18 protein-coding genes are annotated in these 16,670 nt (G+C 67.5%); 11 read left to right on the top strand and 7 right to left on the bottom strand.

Annotation, left to right across the window (positions count from 1 at the left end; genetic code table 11):
* Positions 1-5: 5 nt before the first annotated feature.
* On the bottom strand, positions 6-2,279 hold the full coding sequence (locus EOHIBHHM_RS00470) for a DUF7527 domain-containing protein (protein WP_497253567.1): 2,274 nt from the start codon (positions 2,277-2,279) through the stop codon (positions 6-8).
* 138 nt (positions 2,280-2,417) lie between these two features.
* Here EOHIBHHM_RS00470 and EOHIBHHM_RS00465 point away from each other — a divergent pair, with 138 nt between their 5' ends.
* Positions 2,418-3,308, top strand: a complete 891-nt coding sequence (locus EOHIBHHM_RS00465) for a class I SAM-dependent methyltransferase (protein ID WP_497253565.1) — start codon at positions 2,418-2,420, stop codon at positions 3,306-3,308.
* A 28-nt stretch (positions 3,309-3,336) separates the two neighbouring features.
* On the opposite strand, the gene EOHIBHHM_RS00460 is transcribed toward EOHIBHHM_RS00465, so the two are convergent.
* The gene (locus tag EOHIBHHM_RS00460; protein WP_497253563.1) at positions 3,337-4,179 is read right to left on the bottom strand and encodes a CDP-alcohol phosphatidyltransferase family protein; all 843 of its coding nucleotides are present in this window, start codon (positions 4,177-4,179) and stop codon (positions 3,337-3,339) included.
* A 111-nt stretch (positions 4,180-4,290) separates the two neighbouring features.
* A complete protein-coding gene (locus tag EOHIBHHM_RS00455) occupies positions 4,291-4,485 on the bottom strand; it encodes a DUF5786 family protein (RefSeq protein WP_497253561.1) in 195 nt (64 codons plus the stop codon).
* A 105-nt stretch (positions 4,486-4,590) separates the two neighbouring features.
* Between EOHIBHHM_RS00455 and EOHIBHHM_RS00450 the strand changes: the two genes are divergently transcribed.
* Both EOHIBHHM_RS00450 and EOHIBHHM_RS00445 read left to right on the top strand, forming a co-directional pair.
* Entirely contained in the window at positions 4,591-5,169 is a 579-nt protein-coding gene (locus EOHIBHHM_RS00450) for a DUF998 domain-containing protein (RefSeq protein WP_497253559.1), read from the top strand.
* A gap of 72 nt (positions 5,170-5,241) precedes the next feature.
* On the top strand, positions 5,242-5,619 hold the full coding sequence (locus tag EOHIBHHM_RS00445) for a hypothetical protein (RefSeq protein WP_497253557.1): 378 nt from the start codon (positions 5,242-5,244) through the stop codon (positions 5,617-5,619).
* A gap of 264 nt (positions 5,620-5,883) precedes the next feature.
* On the opposite strand, the gene EOHIBHHM_RS00440 is transcribed toward EOHIBHHM_RS00445, so the two are convergent.
* The gene (locus EOHIBHHM_RS00440) at positions 5,884-6,750 is read right to left on the bottom strand and encodes a cytochrome c oxidase subunit 3 (RefSeq protein WP_497253555.1); all 867 of its coding nucleotides are present in this window, start codon (positions 6,748-6,750) and stop codon (positions 5,884-5,886) included.
* 231 nt (positions 6,751-6,981) lie between these two features.
* Between EOHIBHHM_RS00440 and EOHIBHHM_RS00435 the strand changes: the two genes are divergently transcribed.
* Genes EOHIBHHM_RS00435 through EOHIBHHM_RS00425 form a run of 3 tightly spaced genes read left to right on the top strand, consistent with a single transcriptional unit; the run spans position 6,982 to position 9,798 of the window.
* Positions 6,982-8,073 carry a DUF7350 domain-containing protein gene (locus tag EOHIBHHM_RS00435; RefSeq protein WP_497253553.1) on the top strand — a complete coding sequence of 364 codons (1,092 nt, stop codon included), beginning with the start codon at positions 6,982-6,984 and terminating at the stop codon, positions 8,071-8,073.
* Complete coding sequence (locus EOHIBHHM_RS00430; protein ID WP_497253551.1) at positions 8,070-8,381, top strand: DNA-binding protein; 312 nt, start codon at positions 8,070-8,072, stop codon at positions 8,379-8,381. The genes EOHIBHHM_RS00435 and EOHIBHHM_RS00430 overlap by 4 nt, the downstream gene beginning before the upstream one ends.
* 1 nt (position 8,382) lies before the next feature.
* On the top strand, positions 8,383-9,798 hold the full coding sequence (locus EOHIBHHM_RS00425; protein ID WP_497253549.1) for a hypothetical protein: 1,416 nt from the start codon (positions 8,383-8,385) through the stop codon (positions 9,796-9,798).
* Between the two features lie 21 nt (positions 9,799-9,819).
* Here the strand turns inward: EOHIBHHM_RS00425 and EOHIBHHM_RS00420 are convergent, their stop codons facing one another.
* Complete coding sequence (locus EOHIBHHM_RS00420; protein WP_497253547.1) at positions 9,820-10,167, bottom strand: 2Fe-2S iron-sulfur cluster-binding protein; 348 nt, start codon at positions 10,165-10,167, stop codon at positions 9,820-9,822.
* A gap of 67 nt (positions 10,168-10,234) precedes the next feature.
* Between EOHIBHHM_RS00420 and EOHIBHHM_RS00415 the strand changes: the two genes are divergently transcribed.
* Positions 10,235-10,885 (top strand): DsbA family protein, encoded by a 651-nt coding sequence (locus EOHIBHHM_RS00415; protein WP_497253545.1) that lies wholly within the window; start codon positions 10,235-10,237, stop codon positions 10,883-10,885.
* A gap of 97 nt (positions 10,886-10,982) precedes the next feature.
* On the opposite strand, the gene EOHIBHHM_RS00410 is transcribed toward EOHIBHHM_RS00415, so the two are convergent.
* Both EOHIBHHM_RS00410 and EOHIBHHM_RS00405 read right to left on the bottom strand, forming a co-directional pair.
* Positions 10,983-11,120 carry a hypothetical protein gene (locus EOHIBHHM_RS00410; RefSeq protein WP_497253543.1) on the bottom strand — a complete coding sequence of 46 codons (138 nt, stop codon included), beginning with the start codon at positions 11,118-11,120 and terminating at the stop codon, positions 10,983-10,985.
* A 141-nt stretch (positions 11,121-11,261) separates the two neighbouring features.
* On the bottom strand, positions 11,262-12,551 hold the full coding sequence (locus EOHIBHHM_RS00405; protein WP_497253541.1) for a DUF7405 family protein: 1,290 nt from the start codon (positions 12,549-12,551) through the stop codon (positions 11,262-11,264).
* Between the two features lie 194 nt (positions 12,552-12,745).
* Between EOHIBHHM_RS00405 and EOHIBHHM_RS00400 the strand changes: the two genes are divergently transcribed.
* From EOHIBHHM_RS00400 to EOHIBHHM_RS00385, 4 genes are all read left to right on the top strand, one after another.
* Positions 12,746-13,084 (top strand): DUF7471 family protein, encoded by a 339-nt coding sequence (locus EOHIBHHM_RS00400; RefSeq protein WP_497253539.1) that lies wholly within the window; start codon positions 12,746-12,748, stop codon positions 13,082-13,084.
* Positions 13,081-13,596 (top strand): winged helix-turn-helix transcriptional regulator, encoded by a 516-nt coding sequence (locus tag EOHIBHHM_RS00395; protein ID WP_497253537.1) that lies wholly within the window; start codon positions 13,081-13,083, stop codon positions 13,594-13,596. Before EOHIBHHM_RS00400 ends, EOHIBHHM_RS00395 begins: the two co-directional genes overlap by 4 nt.
* A 78-nt stretch (positions 13,597-13,674) precedes the next feature.
* Positions 13,675-14,739 (top strand): iron transporter, encoded by a 1,065-nt coding sequence (locus EOHIBHHM_RS00390; protein ID WP_497253535.1) that lies wholly within the window; start codon positions 13,675-13,677, stop codon positions 14,737-14,739.
* 54 nt (positions 14,740-14,793) lie between these two features.
* Positions 14,794-16,002 (top strand): MFS transporter, encoded by a 1,209-nt coding sequence (locus EOHIBHHM_RS00385; RefSeq protein ID WP_497253532.1) that lies wholly within the window; start codon positions 14,794-14,796, stop codon positions 16,000-16,002.
* Positions 16,003-16,670: the final 668 nt, after the last annotated feature.

The following is a 16,670-nucleotide window of genomic DNA, read 5'->3' as shown; positions in this document are numbered from 1 at the left end:
GGGGCTTAGAGCTCCGGCACGTTCAGGTGGAAGTCCCCGTTCCGAGTCTCTACCAAACACAGATGGAAGCCCTGTTTTCTGGATAGTTTCACGAAACTCTTCCGTCGCCCGCGACTGAGCAGTCCTCCGCCAGTCGCGTCGGCGGCGGTCTCCAGCGCGGCCGGGTCGAAGTAACTCGCCGTGACGAGGAACGCCGCCCCGAGCGACTCGTTGGACTCGCGGAGCCGACTCGTGTTCTCGACGAGCGACGTCATCATCCCCTCGGTCGCCGGGTCGCGCGAGTCGTTGACGTTGGCGACGACCAGCGGATTTCCCATCCGGTCGCGCAGCACCACGTCGAACGTCTGCTGCTCACGGTGTTCCTCGCCGCCCTCGGTGTACTTCAGGCTCACGTCACCGTGTAACTCGGCTCGGTCCACCTTCGGGATCGCGTCGAACAGTTCGTCGAGATGCCCCTGGTTCCCCGTCTCGCGGATCTCGTACAGCAGATCCTCGACGGCCCACCGGACGAACCCGTACTCGATGCTGTCGTGGAGGAACGACTCGTAGGGGTCGCCGTCGACGACGACGCCGTCGGTCTCGAACCCGGTGTGGTGTTCGAGTCTGAGGTTCTCGTTGACCGCGGCGCGCTCGCTCTCGCCCTCGTGGGCCTTCTCCAGCGTGCCGCCGCTCTTCGTGCCGTACCGGACGAACAGGTTGGTGCCGTCGAGCGCCGCCTCGGCCGATATCGACTCGGTCGCCGTCTCCGGTGCCGACGACGCCGTCGCCTCCGACGAGGACGAGCGGGCCGCCGCCAGTTCGGTCTCGAGGCGTTCAACCTCGGCTTCGAGTTCCGAGACGCGCGACTGGAGGCGCTCGACCTCCTCGCGGTAGTCGTCGCGCTCGGCGGCGACGCGCTCGCGGGCCGTCTCGAGTTCCGCTTTCGCCTCCGTAGCCGCCTGCAACTGCGCTTCGAGTCGGTCGACGTCGCCACGCTGTGACTCGCCCTCTCTCTCGTCCGATCGTTGCTGCGACCGGGCCGCCGACTCGTCCTGCCGGTGTCGCTGCCTCGTCGACGACTGTGGCGTCTGTCGTCGTCGCTTCCGTGCCCGCTGGCTGATCGCTGCCGACGAACGGGACGTGGCGGCGGTGTTCTCTCCGTCTCCCGTTCCGCTCTCCTTCGGGTCGAGCGCCGGAATCGACGTCGCCTCGCGCCACTCGGCCTCCTCCGAGAAGACGTCCTCGTCTGCGTCCGAGGGCGTCGGGGCGGCCGTCGTGTCCGTCGACGCGTCGTCGACGGCGGCGTCGGTGGACGAGGCACTCCGTTCCTCGCGTGTCGACTCTGTGGCCGCATCCGGCACCGGTTCGGGCGTCGACGCCGCCTCCCCTGCGCCCGAGTCGGCCGCACCGGCGGGTTCTGGCTGGTCGGCCGCCGCTCGGGAGACGTCCGCCGGCTCCTCCGGCGTCGTCTCGTCGTCGCCCGCTCTCTCGTCGCCCTCGGCGGTCGTCTCCGTCGGAACGTCGTCGTCCGAGGCCGTCTCGTCCGGGACGGGGTCGTCTCTCGGCGCGTCGCGCGCGCCGTCGGCGGTCGACGCTCGCTCGTCTGCCTCGACGGCGACCTCCGACTCGGCTGCAGGGGAGTCGGCGTCGGAACTCGCCTCGCCCGGTGCGTCGGGGGCGTTCGCCGCGTCGGTCGCGCCCGGGTCGACGGCGGCGTCCTGGCCAACGGCAGCGCTCTCCGTCGGCTCGTCGTCCCGTGGCGGTTCGGGGATGTCGACGATGTCGACGCTCGCCTCGTTGACGCGGTAGATCCCCACCTCGTCGTCGGCGCGCTCGAACGCCTCCTCGCCCGCCAGCAGCGTTCGGTTGTTTCCGACGAAGGCGACGCTCATCGACCTGCCGCCGTAGTAGACGACGTAGTAGTCCCCCGAGAGAACGTTCTCGGAGAGTTCGACGTACCCTGTGAAGTTGCCCGAAGAGAGCGTCGCGTCCGCCGAGGAGAGCGGCGTGTCGTTCGAGTAGTACTTCGCTCGCGTCTCGCTGTCGCCGGCCTGCATCGCGTACAACAGCGGGAGCGCCGGGTCGGGTGCGCGGTACGCGGTCGCCTCCGCGTCGGCGAACGCCTCGATGCCGCCGTCGAAGACGCCGATGACCTTCCCGTTGAGTACGAACGCCCAGACCGACCCCTCGCTGACGGCACCGGTGAACTCCCGGTCGGCGAGGTCGTGGAGACCGGCGTAGCCACCCGAGACGGGCGTCGACTCCCACTCGGCGACGACGTCGATTATGTCACTGTCCATTTGCCACTATGTCCCGTCAACCTGATTAAATAGTTTCCGGCACGGATATGATGAATTTCAGAGAGCTCCGGCGGTCGCCCGCGACGGAGACAGCCCGTTCGGCGGTAGCTCTTTCCTCGCACCGTCCGACGCTCGACCGTGTCCCGTCCCGAGGAGTTCTCGTTTCGACGCTATCTCGCCGCCAAGCGGACGGTCGACGACCGGGCGCTCGACCGCCCGACGCTCGACCGCCTGACCGAGACCGTCGCCGGTCGCGACTCGCTCGCCGTCCTCGAAGTCGCCGCCGGCGTCGGAACCGGCCTCCAGCGACTGCTCGCGTGGGACCGTCTCCCCGACCGACTCGACTACACGCTCCTCGACCGCGACGCCGCGAACGTCGACGCCGCCCGTCGACGGCTGTCGTCGTGGGCGGGCGACGTCGGCTACGCCGTCACCCGGTGCGACAAGACGCTCGAACTCGCCCGCGGGAGCGAGTCGGTCGTCGTCCGCTTCGAGACGGCCGACGCGCTGGCGTACTCGGAGCGGGTCGACGGGCGGTTCGACCTTCTCGTCGGGCAGGCGTTCCTCGACCTGGTGAACCTCGCGGACGGTCTCCCCGCACTCTTCGACCTCGTCGCCGACGGCGGACTCGCGTACTTCCCGATCACGTTCGACGGGGTGACGGCGTTCTCGCCGACGCCCGACCCCGAACTGGAACGTCGCGTCCTCGACGCCTACCACGCGACGATGGACGCACCGGACCGCGCCGGCGGGAGCACGACCGGCAGGGAACTGCTGACCGCCGTCCCCGAGGCGGGCGGCGAGGTCGTCGCCGCCGGTGGGTCGGACTGGGTCGTCCACCCGCCGTACCCGGCCGACGAGGCGTATTTCCTCCACCATCTCGTCGACACCGTCGCCGGCGCGGTCGACGGCGACGTCGACGACGCCGACCGGCGGACGTGGGCCGCGGACCGACACGACGCCGTCGCGTCCGGCGAACTGACCTTTCTCGCGCACAACGTCGACGTCCTCGCTCGGGTCGTTCGGTAACGTCCTCACCCAAGTCGTCTTCCGAGTCTCAGTCCACGGTCCGTTCGCCGGAGTCGCTCCCGGCGTCGCCGTCTCTCGCGTCGTCGACGAGTCGCCCGGAGACGTAGAGCCAGTCGCGGCCGAAGCCGAGGAGGAGCGCGCCGCCGAAGAGCGCTGCGCCCAATCGTCCCAGCGCGGGCGAGACGGCCGGCGTGAGCGCGGCGGCGACGAACGCCATCTGCAGGCCGGCGAGCAGCCGCCTGCTCGTCCGCGGCGGGAGGTCGGCGACGGGGAGCGCCCGGTACTCGCGGAGGCGGACGCCGGCGACGAACGCGTAGCGCGCGAGGCCGACGGCGAGATACCACCACGGAAGCTGCCCGGCCGCCATCGCGACGACCGGCGCGACGAGTAGGCCGGCGGCGTCGAACGCCACGTCGAGCCGCTCGCCGAGTACGGTCGTGCGGTCGAGTCGGCGGGCGAGTGCGCCGTCGACGGCGTCGAGCGCGGCGGCCAGTCCGTACAGCAGCGCCGGCAACCACGCGAGCAGTACGCCGCGCTCGGTCCACGCGAGGGGGAGGAACCCGGCCACCCACGCGAGCAGCACGCCGCGAGCGAGCGTGACGAGGTTGGGAAACCCGAACCGGGCGGCCGGGGTCGCGTCGACATCGGGCGGCCGGTTGTCGTCGAACCCGGCGACGAGACGGCCGAACACGCCCACGAGCGTCGCGACTGCGAGCGTCCTCCACTGGAGGGCGGCAGCGGTGCCGACGAGCCGCGTGAGACCTCCTCCGGCGACGACCGTCGCCACGACGGCGACGACGGCGAGAAGGAGCGTTCGCCACCACAGCCCGCGCCGGTGGCGCTGCGGCTCCGCTCGTGAAGAACGGTTCACAGTCGAGAGACGGCGGGGTCGCTCTTAGTTCTACGGCGAGTGGGAAAAAGGCGTGTCGGAGCGGTCAGATCGGTGGAACCAGTCGGATCGGCCGGCTCGGTCGCGACGTGCTCAGTCGTCGCCGTCGTCGTCGTCGTCACGCATCTGGTCGAGTTTACCGATGAGGTCCTCGTTCGACGCGCCGGCCTCGAACTTCGACTCCCCGTCGTGGTCGTGTTCGTGAGTCGCGACCGCCTCGCTCTCGTCGAGGTCGGCACTACTCTGCTGGTTCTCCTGTTCGGACTCGTCGTAGCTGCCAAATCCCATACTGTACTCGTGGCGGTCTACACCTAAAACGCCCCGGGTTCACCGGAACGGTGGGACGTATTGGCACCACGCAACTTATGGCGCTGGCCACCGCTCCACGGCTAGATGTCTCGCCAGCAGTCGTCGGACGCACCCGTCTTCACTCGTCTCGCCGGCCACGCCGCGCCTGTCGTCACCCTCGGGGCGATCCTCCTCGCGACAGTTGTCTCCGACACGTTCGCGTGGACCGACAGCGCCCTCTCGGATCTCGGCGTGACGGCCGCGACCGCGCCGCTGTTCAACGGCGGCCTCGTCGCCGGCGGACTGCTCGCCCTCCCGTTCGCCTACGCACTGTGGGTCGACGGACGGGGGCCGTTCGGCCGCCTGACGGCCGTCGCGTTCGCGCTCGCGGCGACGACGATGGGTCTCGTCGGCGTCTTCGTCAGCAGTCATCCGCTCCATCTCCCCGTGGCGCTCTCGTTTTACCTCCTCGTGACGGCGACGCTCGTCCTCGACGGGGTCGCCCGCAGAACCCAGCGGGCAGGGAGACTCTCGGCGCTGCTCGGCGTCGCACATCTCGCCGGATGGCTGCTCTGGGTCGGAGGCTATCGGTTCGGCACCGGCCTCGCCGTCCCGGAGACCGTCGGTGCGGTCGTCTTCGCGGTGTGGTTGCTCGGGTTGAGTCCGTCGTCGGTGTCGCGGTGACCCGAAGAACCGGAGACGAGGACGGTCGCTTCCGAGAGTGGAGTTAACTCCCGGCGTCGGCGACGCTACTCGATGAACCCCAGACACCGGGACGGACTCCTCGCGTCGGTCGTCGCGTTCGCGGTCCTCCTCCTCGCGTGGGTCGAGGGCGTCGAAGCGGGCGATCTCCTCCGGCCCGGACCGCTGCTCGTCGGCGCCGCGGGCGCGTTGGCGCTCGAACTACTCATGGCACGGTTTCCCGACCGGAGTCGACGGCTCTGGGCCCGACCGTCGGTGCAACTGCTCTCCATCGTCGCCGTCCTCGGCGGTGGCGTGCTCCTCGCCAGATTGGCGGGTGCATGGGTGTTCACGGCCGTCGGCGGCGGTCTCGCGACGTACTTCGTGCTGCTCGTGTTCGTCCTGACGGACGTCGTCCCGGGGCCGGAGACGTGGTTCGACGCCGAGGACTGACACACTCTCACCCCCCCCCTAATAAAAGTTGTAAGTACTGGGCCACTTCGCTTAATCCCGTTGGGGACGCAGTGTCTGATGCGGTTCGGCAACCGCCCGTCAAGGTCGGATGGTGTCGAACCGTGGCATTCCGGCGTCCACGCGTTGCAGGTTCCACGGCCTGCACCCGTGGATTCGCTTCGACTCCGAGTTCTGAAGTGGGTTCTCGACCGACGCGGGCGTCGTCACTCGACGCCGAAGTGGGCCAAAGAAGGGACCGCGCGTCTACTGCAGTGCGCCGCCGAGTTCTGCGCCGAAGTACAGCACGACGACCAGGAAGATCCAGACGGCGTCGACGAAGTGCCAGTACATGGAGGCGGTCGTGACGGAGACGTGGCGTTCGGCCGAGTACTGTCCGCGGAGCGCGCGGACGAACACGATCCCGATGAGCACCGCACCGAGCGTCACGTGCAGTCCGTGCAGCCCGGTCAGTCCGAAGAAGGCCGAGGCGAAGATGCCCTCGGTGAGGGTGAACCCCTTGTGGACGATGAACTCGTAGTACTCGAGGATCTGTCCGCCGATGAAGACGGTCCCGAGCACGAGCGTCGAGAACAGTCCGAGGATGAAGCTCCGGCGGCTCTCGTTACGGAGCGACACCTCCGCCCAGTGAAGCGTGAAACTCGACGCGACCAGCAGCGCGGTGTTGGCCAGGACGAGCGAACTCGTCAGTTCGGGGAGCCCTGCTGGCGGCCACGTCGCTCCTGCTCGGATGTAGAAGTAGTAGCCGAACAGTGCGCCGAACGTCCCGAGTTCGGAGCCGAGGAAGGCGATCATCCCCCAGCGGAGTCCGGAGCCGTGGTCGTCGCTCGCACCGCGTTCCCAGAAGTTGACGATGAACGCGTGGTACAGCCAGCCGTAGATACCGACGAGGAAGATCCCGACGCTGGCGATGCCGACGGCCGGTCCGGCGACGGGGGTGATGAGCGGGTCCTCACCGTTGCCGATGATGTACAACGCGGCGGCCAGGTAGATGCCTGCCCCACCGATGGCGGTGACGAACGGCCACCAACTGGCCTCGCCGAACCCGCGCGGCCAGTCCTCGACTGCGGGGAGATGGTGTCCGTGGTCGTCGTGTGAATCTTCGGTACTCATACGCGTGGGTTCCAGTTGGACTACCAAAAATCCTCCCAAGCGCGTCGCCCGGCGTCGCCGCCGAAAAGCGGCATATATTGCCACGTCGACTGGTACGATCCTCGTAATCGACGGTCGTTCCGCAAGCTACTCTTACTCGACCGACCCAGTTTGGATACGAACGCCCGGGTCAAAAGAGACAATACGGTCCTGCCGTAATCTCCGCCGTTGGCTCGGTGCACTCATCAATCTATGACACACCCGTACTCGGCCTCACGTCGGTCGGTCCTCCGGGGGCTGACCGTCGGCGGTCTCGGCTCGGTTGCAGGGTGTCTCGGTGGATTCGAGACACAGTCCGCGTGGCGTGACCCCCCACTCGTCGAGAACCGCCCGAACGCGGTCTACGTGCCCGCAGTCACCGAGGGGATGAAGATGTACGGCCAGCAGACGGCGGGGCCGTACGGCGTCGCACTCACGTACTCGTACCCCCACCGCTTCTGGACGGTCGCAGGCACCGACCGGACCAAGACGCCCGTTCAGAGCGAGGACTCGATCCATCTGATGATCTCGCTGTGGGACGACGAGACGGAGACCGTCCTCCCGCTCGACGCCGGCGTGAGTATCGAGATCACGAAGGGAGGGAGTCTCGTCTCGCAGGAGGTCGCCTATCCGATGCTCTCCCAGCAGATGGGCTTCCACTACGGGTCGAACTACGAACTCGACGGCGGCGGCGACTACACCGCGACCGTTCGAGTCGGGGGCGTCGGCCTGAACCGAACCGGGTCGTTCGCCGGCCGATTCGAACAGGTCGAGACGGTCGCGTTCGACTTCACCTTCGACACCGACGACCTCTACGACGTCGAGATCACTCGTCTCGACGACCGGAAGGGGACGAGAGACGCGATCGAACCGATGGAGATGGGGTTCCCGGTCGGCCGCGCACCCGCGGTCGACTCGCTCCCCGGACGGAAACTCGGTTCCGCCACGAGCGGCGACGCCGTGTTTCACGCGTTCGCCGTCGACGACGGCAGTCGGTTCGGCGTCGACGGCTCGTATCTCTACGTCTCCGCGCGGACACCACACAACGGGGTCGTCGTTCCGATGATGGGTCTCGAGGCGACGCTGACGCGCGACGGGGAGCGCGTGTTCGACGGGACGCTGGCTCGCACGCTCGACCCGTCGGTCGGCTACCACTACGGCGCACAGGTCGACGCCGTCGAGTCCGACGACACGCTCGAGTTGACCGTCGCGGTGCCGCCGCAGGTTGCCCGCCACGACGGCTACGAGACCGCGTTCTTCGAGATGGCGCCGATGACGCTGAACGGTTCCGAACACTCCACATGAACGAGACACGCCCGACACCAACGCCGGAGTCGACACCAGACGCAGCCAACGTCGCCGACGCGGCCGACGCAGCCGACGCTCCGTACCGCTGTGACTCCTGCGGAGGAGCGTATCCGACGGAGACGCTGCTCATCCACCACCGCGGCGTTCGTCATCCGGACGAACTCAGCGAGACGGAGTTAGAGCAGTACCGCGATGCGTACGAAGAAGAGGAGTCGCAACTCCGGCGGTTCCGTATCGTCGCACTCGGAGGCATCGTCCTCCTGTACTTCGCGTTCCTGTTCATGTACGCCCTCTTCGCACTCTAATATGGATTCTCGAGACGACACACCGCCGCGATCGATCGCCCACCTGACGAGTCGACTCGTCGTGGTCGCGCTCGCCGCCGTCGCGTTCGTCGGGACGGTCACCGCGAGCAACGCCGCCGTCGGACTCGACGGGGCGTCCCAGGAGTCGCTCAGCGTTCCGCGGTGGCTCTACGTCGCGACCGGCGGGGCCGTCATCGGCGCGTCCGGTCTGTTGGCGAGCTTCGTCACCGACCGGCGGTTCATCGAGTCGATCCACTCGTGGCGACGGTCGCTGGGCGACGGTCGGACCGTCAAACGGGGCGGTCGTCTGGTGCTCTCGGCGCTGGGGCTCCTCCTGCTCTCTCTCGCCGTCTTCCGAGGGTTCACCGGTCCGCAGGTGCCTACGGTGAACTTCGCGATCGTCCTCGTCTTCGCCGGGATGCGTGCAGGGCTCACGATGGCGACGTACCTCCTCGGCAACGTCTGGCCCGCACTCGACCCCTGGCGGACGATCGCCGAGCTGCTCCCGAACGGGTTCGTCGCGTACCCCGAGCGGTTCGGCCGCTGGCCCGCGGTCGCCGGACTGCTCGCTCTCGTCTGGGTCGAGACGGCGACCGGGGTGACGAGACTCCCCTCGTCGCTCGCGACGGCACTCGTCGTCTACTCCGCACTCACGGTCGCTGGCGCGGTGCTGTTCGGCCCCGACGACTGGTTCGACTTCGTCGACCCCGTCTCGGTCTTCTTCGCGTTCTACGGCCGGGTCGCACCCCTCACGTGGACGAAGGAGGGTCTGCAGCTCCATCTGCCGGGGATGCGACTCGTCGACGACGGCTTCGTCGACGAGTTAGCCGACGTCGCGTTCGTCGTCGCGCTCGTCTGGGAACTGACGTTCAGCGGGTTCGTGACGACGACGGCCGGCGCGTCGTTCGTGGAAGGACTCGCCGGACTCGGCCTCCCGCCGCTTCTGATCTACGTCGTGACCTATCTCGGCGGGTTCGCCGCGTTCCTCGGCCTCTACGTGCTCGCCGCCCGGGTCGCCGCAGACTACCTACGAACGTACCGCTCCACCCGCGAACTCGCCGTTCTGTTCGCCCCGCCGCTCGTCGCGATCGCCGCGGGGTATCATCTCGCACACTACTTCGGGTTCTTCGTCTCGCTTTCTCCGTCGCTCGTCGCCGTTCTCGGGTCGCCGCTCACGCCGCCATCGAACCCGCTGGTGCTCTCGCTGCCGGCGTGGTTCGGGAGTCTCAACATCGTCTTCGTCCTGCTCGGCCATCTGGTCGCGATCTGGGCCGCTCACTCCATCGCGTACGGACTGTTCCCCAGTCGGCTACAGGCGATCCGGAGCCAGTACTCGTTCGTCCTCGTGATGATGCTGTACACTGCACTGAGTCTGTGGCTCATCTCGCTGCCGACGACGGAGCCGCCGTTCCTCTGACGGCGAGCACCCCCTTCGCGCTTACTCCTCGGGGACGTGCTGTCCCCAGAACCCGCCGTGTTTGGTGACGACGAGATCGCCGTAGACGCGGGTCTGACAGGCGAGTCGGAGCCCGCTGTCGGGCGAGTGCGGCGGGAACGACAGTCGCCGCCGCTCGCGGTCGGTGAGGTCGTTCACCGCCGGAGCGTCTTCGCTCTCGTCCGGAGCGGTCAGTTCGACGGCGCAGGTCCCACAGGTGCCGTGTCCGCGACAGTTCAACTGCTGTGCCCGGCCGTTGTGTGGCGTCTCGCCCGCGGCCAGCAGTGCGTCGCGGAGGATCGCTCCCTCGGCACACTCGATCTCGGTCCCCTCGAAGTCGACGGTCGGCATAGTGTACTGTTAGCGCGTCTCGTCCAAAGACCTGAGGGTTAAATAGCCCGACCACTCTGTCTCAGACATGGATACGACTCGCCGTGCTCTCCTCGCGACGCTCGGAGGGGGCGCAACGCTCGGACTCGCCGGTTGTCTCGGTGTCGGTGGAAGCAGCAACGGTGATGCTGGCGACTGCGACATCGCCGAGGAGTCGCCGGTACAGGAGCTCCCGGCACCAAGCATGGGTCCGGAGGACGCGCCCGTCGTCGTCAAAGCGTGGGAGGACTACGTCTGTCCGCACTGTGCGACGTTCGCGCTCGACGTCCTGCCGAAGATCCAGTCGAACTTCGTCGAGTCCGGCGACGTCCGCTACGAGCATCACGACTTCCCGATCCCGATGAGCGAGAAGTGGTCGTGGGCGATTCCGAGCGCGGCCCGCGGCGTCCAAGACTCGATGGACGACGAGGCGTTCTTCGAGTTCTCCCACCAGATGTTCGCCAACCAGGACAGCTACTCGATGGACCTCGTCCAGAACGAGGCCGAGGCGGTCGGCGCCGACGGCTGTGGCATCCGCGGCGACGCTATCAACGGAACCTATCGTCCGGTGCTAGAGGCCGACAAACAGCGCGGCCAACAGCGGGACATCCCGGGGACGCCAGCGGTGTTCGTCAACGGGACGCTCCTCCAGGACACCTCGTGGGGGAACGTGAAGTCGAAGATCGAGTCCGAACTGTAGGCCGCTCGCGCGCCGCGACCATCGGGGTCGACGGTCACGAAGCCGCGAATCGACTACGTCTTCCATTCCTGCCGATTATGTCTTCCATTCCTGCCGGTTACGTCGCGGATGCGACGTCGACGCCACGTCCTCTCTCGTCGCTCGGAGTCTCGCTGCTCGCGGCTCCCGCCTCCACCGACACCTCGAACGACGCGTCGTGAGAGGCGAACAGACGGGACGAGTCGAACGAACCCACGAGTCGTCGTCCCGTACTCCCGCGAACCGACTCGTGGCGCTGGTCAGACCACGGGGTCGGTGGGCTCGTTCTCACACTTGAACTCTCGTTCGCGCTGATCGGAACGCCCTCCGCCGCTCGCTCCGCTCGCTCGACGCGTCGCTACTCGCTCTCGCCCGTCGGGGTCGGGAACGAACGGAGACGGCGCGGCGGGACGAGGAAGTTGCCGCGACGACGGACGAAGATGTACTCGAGGATGCCGTTGTTCACTCGCTGGCGGATCGCCGGGTTCGACGTGAGGTCGGTGCCGTTCATCGCCTCGCGGACCTCCTCGAAGACGGAGATACCCGTCTGCAACGACGGGAAGTGGAGGCTGGCGACGTCGTCGTCGGTCGACTCGAAGTGCCGTCGGAGGGTGCGGACGTTCCCCTCCTCGTCGCGGTTGGCCCGTGTGGCCTTCTGGGCGTGACCGACGCGGCCGTACTGTGTGGCGTTGTCTTCGATGCTCTCGATGATCTCGGGTGTGAGACCGCTGTCGTCGCCGAGGTTGTCGCCGACGCCGTCGACCATCCCCTCGGCGGCGTGGACGGGGCTGAACAGCTCGGCGACCCGGTCGTCGTAGTCCTGTTCGACGTACCAGTCTTTGAGACGCTGCCGAAGGTTCGAGACGTGTTTCGTCGTCCCGCCGGCGAACGGTCCTTCCTGCAGGGTGACGTAGTCCTCGGTCGCCTGGTTCTTCGCGAAGCCGGCTTTGAACCCCATGAACAGCGGCGACGCCTCGGGCACCGGTTTCGAGTCGGGGATTCCCTCGACGTCCTGTCGCTCGGCGGGCATCCCCGGGCCGACGAACCCGGTCCGTCGCGAGTCGACCGTCAGCACGTCCGTGAGCGACGACTCGACGGTGACGCCGTTGGCGGCGTCCCGTTCTCCCGTGAGCGCCTGTTCGGCCTCCAGCAGCGCGTCGGCGCGCGTCGATCCCAGATGGAGCAGCGCGTCCTGCCGGTCGAACTCGGGGTCCTCGAACGGTGCGAGCGACCGTGGTTCGGGGAGGTCGAGCCCCTCCGGCAGCGACTCGTCGAACCGATCGAAGTACGTCGGCGAGTAGGCGATGGAGTAGATCATCCCCTCGTGGCTCCGCTCGTAGGCTCGGTCGAGCGCCGTGAGCGCCGACTCGACGACCTCCCGGTCGTCCGCGGTCGGCGGGCCGTCGTGGTCGAGGTTCAGATACAGCAACAGCTGGTGGCGCGGCCCCTCGACGTTGCCCGCCTCGTCGTGCTGGAGCACGTCGTTCCAGGCGTGTTGGCGGTCCGGTAGCGACGACGGGTCGTCCGTCCCGCTCGGGATCGGCTCGTCGTCTTCGGTCCGGTCCAGACAGGCCGCGAGGGCGCTGGCGCCGCCGGCGGCGACGGCCGCCTTCATGAACGCTCTGCGCGAGGACGCCCCTTCGAACATACGCGGGCTAGGGGACTGCGCCGTTAAGGGGTTCTGGTCCGGTTCACGAATCAGTCCGACCCCCTTCAGCCGTCCCCCGGACCGGGCGAGGTTTCGAGCGACACACCAATCGGCATTTGAGTCTCCGGCGAGTAGGGCCGGCTAATGAACAGCCGGTCGTCTCTCCGTTCCGCCCCTCCTGCGGGGGGTCGCTCGTGAACGGGTTGCTCGTCGTCCCCTGTCACGTCGCCACGACGGTGACGCCGATGCTGGTCGTCGCGGTGTCGCTCGCCGGCCTCGGTTCGGCCGTCGTCGCCGCGCTCGGCATCGCCGCCTTCGCACAGCGTCGGTCGGGGTCGTACCTCCTCGTCGCGCTCGCGCTGTCTGCGGTGCTGGCCCGGAGCGCCGTCGCCGTGCTCACTATGAGCGGCGTCATGCCGTTCGGTCCGCACCACACCGCCGAGCACGCGCTGGACTTCGTGTTGGTGACGCTGGTGCTCGCGGCGGTTTACTACGCTCGCCGCGTCGAGTCGGCGGCGGGGGTGAACCGATGAGCGCGACCCGAGACAGCATCGCGAGCTACGTCCGCGACCATCCGGGCGTCCACTTCAACGAACTCGTCCGCGGCACCGACTTCGCGCCGGGACAGGTCCAGTACCACCTCCGGCGACTCACCGGGTCGGAGACGGTCGCCGCCGAGGAACTGTACGGACGGACCCACTACTACCCGCCGACGTTCTCCGAGTGGGAGCGCGGCGCGCTCGCGCTCGTCCGACGGGAGACCGCCCGCGACGTCATCGGCTACCTGCTCGAACACGGGCCGAGCGACCCGGCGACCGTCGCCGACGGCGTCGGTGTCGCCCGAAGCACGCTGGAGTGGCATCTCGACCACCTCGTCGAGCAGGAGGTCGTGACGAAGGAGCGCGACGCTCGAAACCGGGTGACGCTCGTGCTCGATCGCCCCGACGCGACCACGGAGCTGCTCTCGTCGGTGTCCCCCTCGCTGCCCGACCGCTTCCTCGATCGCTTCACTCGCCTCGTCGACGACCTGCTCGCCGGCGAGTAGGCGGTCGATCGTCTGACGGCCGCTCGTTCGACGGCTGTACCAGAACCCGTAACCCGCTGAGTTCCTAAACTGGGCGTAATGCAACGACGGACGTTTCTCGGTGCGGCCGGTCTCGGCCTCACCGGCTCGCTCGCCGGCTGTACGAGCGTCACGAACCTCTTTCAGACGTCGACCAATAGCGAGCCGCCGCTCGTAGAGAACCGGCCGGACGCGATCTACATCCCGACGCACAAGGAGGGGATGGAGATGATCGGGATGGGCGACGCCGGCGACCTGAAAGTGGGGCTAATGTACAGCTACGCCCACCGGTTCTGGATGGTCGAGAACGACGGCGGCGAGTGGACCTCGACGGAGGTGCCGCTTCAATCCGACGACACCGTCCACCTCATGGCAATCGTCTGGGAACCCGAGACCGGCGTCGTCGTCCCCTCCACCGACGTCACGGTCGAAGTCACCAACGACGATGGCCTCGTCTACCAGGAGGTCGTCTACCCGATGTTCTCCCAGCAGATGGGCGTCCACTACGGCGACAACGTCGCGCTCGACGGCAACGACGTCTACACGGTGAACGTCACCGTCGCGGGCGTCCCGTTCGAGCGGTTCGGCTCCTTCGAGGGGAAGTTCGCCGAGGCCGCCACCGCCGAGCTCCAGTTCGACTACCGCGAGGGGAAGCGCAACGACATCCCGTATCAGCTCCTCGAGGACCGACAGGGCGAACGCGGCGCGCTCCCGGCGATGGAGATGGAGATGCCGACCGGGGTCGCTCCCGACTCGCTGCCCGGCGACGCAATCGGCGAAGGGAAAAGTGAGAGCGAGGACCTCGCCTTCAGCGCCCAGGTCGTCACCGACGAGCGGTTCGGCGACGTCCCCTACCTCCTCGTCTCGGCGAGGACGCGGTACAACGGCTATCTCGTCCCCGGCATGTCGCTGTCGGCGACGGTCGACCGCGACGGCGAGACTGCCTTCGACGGCGAACTGCAGGCGGGGCTGGACCCCGAAGCCGGGTTGCACTACGGTGCGCCGGTCGAAGGACTCACCGTCGACGACGGCGTCACCGTCGCGGTCGACGTCCCGACGCAACTCGCCCGTCACGAGGGGTACGAGACCGCCTTCTTCGACGTCGGCGACGTCACCGTCGCCTGAGCGAGTCGACGGGAAGACGCCAAGGATTTCACGCTACCGACCGTCAGTCAACTCATGGGCTCACAGCGCCGAGACCGGGTCGTGCTCGCGGGTGCCGTCTGGGCGGTGCTCGTCTCGCAGGTCTTTCTCTACCCCGGCGTCTCGGATCTCGTCACCGCGCTCGGAGCGACGGGCGACCTCGACGCCGGGATGTACTTCCTCGTCGCCGAGTTCGTCGCCTTCGTCCTCTTTGCACCCGTCTGGGGTGCGCTCAGCGACACGCTCGGTCGACGCGTCCCGCTCGTCGTCGTCGGTGCACTCGGCGGTGCGGCGTCGTATCTGGCGCTCGCGTTCGCACCCCAGCTGGGGCTCCCGTTCGCCGGGGTGCTCGCCGTTCGCGCCGTCGGCGGCGCGTTCACCATCGGCGCGTTCTCGCTCTCCATCTCGATGCTGTCGGATCTCTCCGGCGGCCACGGCCGCAACATGGGGGCGGCGGGCATCGCCATCGGCCTCGGGGCCGCCCTCGGCTCCGTCGTCGGCGGCCGACTCACCGTCGTCGACCCGTTGGCGCCGCTGGTCGCCGCCGCGGGCGTGCTCGTCGTCGTCGCCGGCCTGCTCGCGACCGTCACCGACCGTGCGGAGCGGTCGACCGACCGTGACGTCGGCGGCGCACTCGGCCGCCTGACCGACCGTCCGGCACTGCTCGTCCCCTTCGCGTTCGGCTTCATCGACCGCATGACGGCCGGCTTCTTCGCGCTCGTCGGCGTCTACTACTTCCGCGAGACGTTCGGCCTCGACGCGGCCGGCGCGGGCGCGATGCTGGCCGCGTTCTTCGTCCCGTTCGCGCTGTTTCAGTATCCTGCCGGGATCCTCTCGGACCGCGTCGGCCGGTTCGTCCCCGTCGTCGTCGGGTCGCTCTGTTACGGTCTGACCATCGTCGGCGTCGTCGCCGCACCGACGCTGCCGCTGGCGGCCGCGGCGATGGTGCTCGTCGGGATCGCCGGTGCGCTCGTCGCTCCGGCGACGATGGCACTCGTGACGGACGTCGCCGCCCCCGACGAGCGAGGCGCGGCGCTCGGCGGGTTCAACGTCTTCGGGAGTCTGGGCTTCCTGACCGGGTTCCTCCTCGGCGGGGCTGCCACCGAGGCCGCGGGCTACGTCCCGGCGTTTCTCGTCGTCGGCGGGGCCGAGATCACCATCGCCGTCGTGGCGTCGCGGGCGGTCAAGCGACTCTCCGAGAAGACGGTCCTGTCGCGGGGGTCGATGACGACGGGCGACGACTGAGTGGCCGCTTCTGTAGAGCTGACCGCTAAGTGACTGATCTTAGAGTTCGTGCTGAATAGAGAGCGCAAGTCGGTCAGTCCACAACCGGGAGTGTTTGGTTCTTGTCCACTCTCACTCGGTGTCAAAGACGCGGGTTACGGAGTGCCCACAAATCGATGTCGCTGAACGAGGTAGATACTCGACACGAGAACGTTCAGTAGCGGGATAAAAACGAGCAAGTAGAGAAGGGTTGGCGTCCACTCAGACCGTTCGCTGACGTACTTTCGATCGTGATAGAGCGCAAATGGCGCAAATAGAGAGACAACGAAACTCACGAGGATTGGTGCTGATGCAACCGCAACGAGATATCCAGAAAACTGCCCTCCGAGAGAGGGGGCAAAGGAGATGTTAACTAGTGTAATCGAGAGCCACAGGAGGAATAGCACTGGAATCATCAGAATTGGCATCCACCACCTTCCAGAGAACATCACTTGGCGAGTTTGTGTCGTAGACATAAATTCAACTCAGTGATATCACTTGCATGCAATCGGATAAATTTCTTCTGCTGAACACACACTCTGAGTTCACCTATGGAAATTCTGCTGGCTCAACTAACCACCGCTGGCGATAAAGTTGTTCGCACGATCTCACGTCTCTCGCTCTTCAACGGCGCGAAACCACTAGGCTGC

The sequence above is a fragment of the Halogranum roseipondis genome, from assembly GCF_059695585.1.
This window is presented reverse-complemented; position numbering and strand designations above follow the sequence as displayed.

Bases quoted from the DNA above. Each gene is read 5' to 3' on its own strand.
- EOHIBHHM_RS00470 (WP_497253567.1), bottom strand. From the start codon at position 2,279: ATGGACAGTGACATAATCGACGTCGTCGCCGAGTGGGAGTCGACGCCC.
- EOHIBHHM_RS00455 (WP_497253561.1), bottom strand. From the start codon at position 4,485: ATGGGATTTGGCAGCTACGACGAGTCCGAACAGGAGAACCAGCAGAGT.
- EOHIBHHM_RS00450 (WP_497253559.1), top strand. From the start codon at position 4,591: ATGTCTCGCCAGCAGTCGTCGGACGCACCCGTCTTCACTCGTCTCGCC.
- EOHIBHHM_RS00445 (WP_497253557.1), top strand. From the start codon at position 5,242: ATGAACCCCAGACACCGGGACGGACTCCTCGCGTCGGTCGTCGCGTTC.
- EOHIBHHM_RS00440 (WP_497253555.1), bottom strand. From the start codon at position 6,750: ATGAGTACCGAAGATTCACACGACGACCACGGACACCATCTCCCCGCA.
- EOHIBHHM_RS00435 (WP_497253553.1), top strand. From the start codon at position 6,982: ATGACACACCCGTACTCGGCCTCACGTCGGTCGGTCCTCCGGGGGCTG.
- EOHIBHHM_RS00430 (WP_497253551.1), top strand. From the start codon at position 8,070: ATGAACGAGACACGCCCGACACCAACGCCGGAGTCGACACCAGACGCA.
- EOHIBHHM_RS00425 (WP_497253549.1), top strand. From the start codon at position 8,383: ATGGATTCTCGAGACGACACACCGCCGCGATCGATCGCCCACCTGACG.
- EOHIBHHM_RS00420 (WP_497253547.1), bottom strand. From the start codon at position 10,167: ATGCCGACCGTCGACTTCGAGGGGACCGAGATCGAGTGTGCCGAGGGA.
- EOHIBHHM_RS00415 (WP_497253545.1), top strand. From the start codon at position 10,235: ATGGATACGACTCGCCGTGCTCTCCTCGCGACGCTCGGAGGGGGCGCA.
- EOHIBHHM_RS00405 (WP_497253541.1), bottom strand. From the start codon at position 12,551: ATGTTCGAAGGGGCGTCCTCGCGCAGAGCGTTCATGAAGGCGGCCGTC.
- EOHIBHHM_RS00395 (WP_497253537.1), top strand. From the start codon at position 13,081: ATGAGCGCGACCCGAGACAGCATCGCGAGCTACGTCCGCGACCATCCG.
- EOHIBHHM_RS00390 (WP_497253535.1), top strand. From the start codon at position 13,675: ATGCAACGACGGACGTTTCTCGGTGCGGCCGGTCTCGGCCTCACCGGC.
- EOHIBHHM_RS00385 (WP_497253532.1), top strand. From the start codon at position 14,794: ATGGGCTCACAGCGCCGAGACCGGGTCGTGCTCGCGGGTGCCGTCTGG.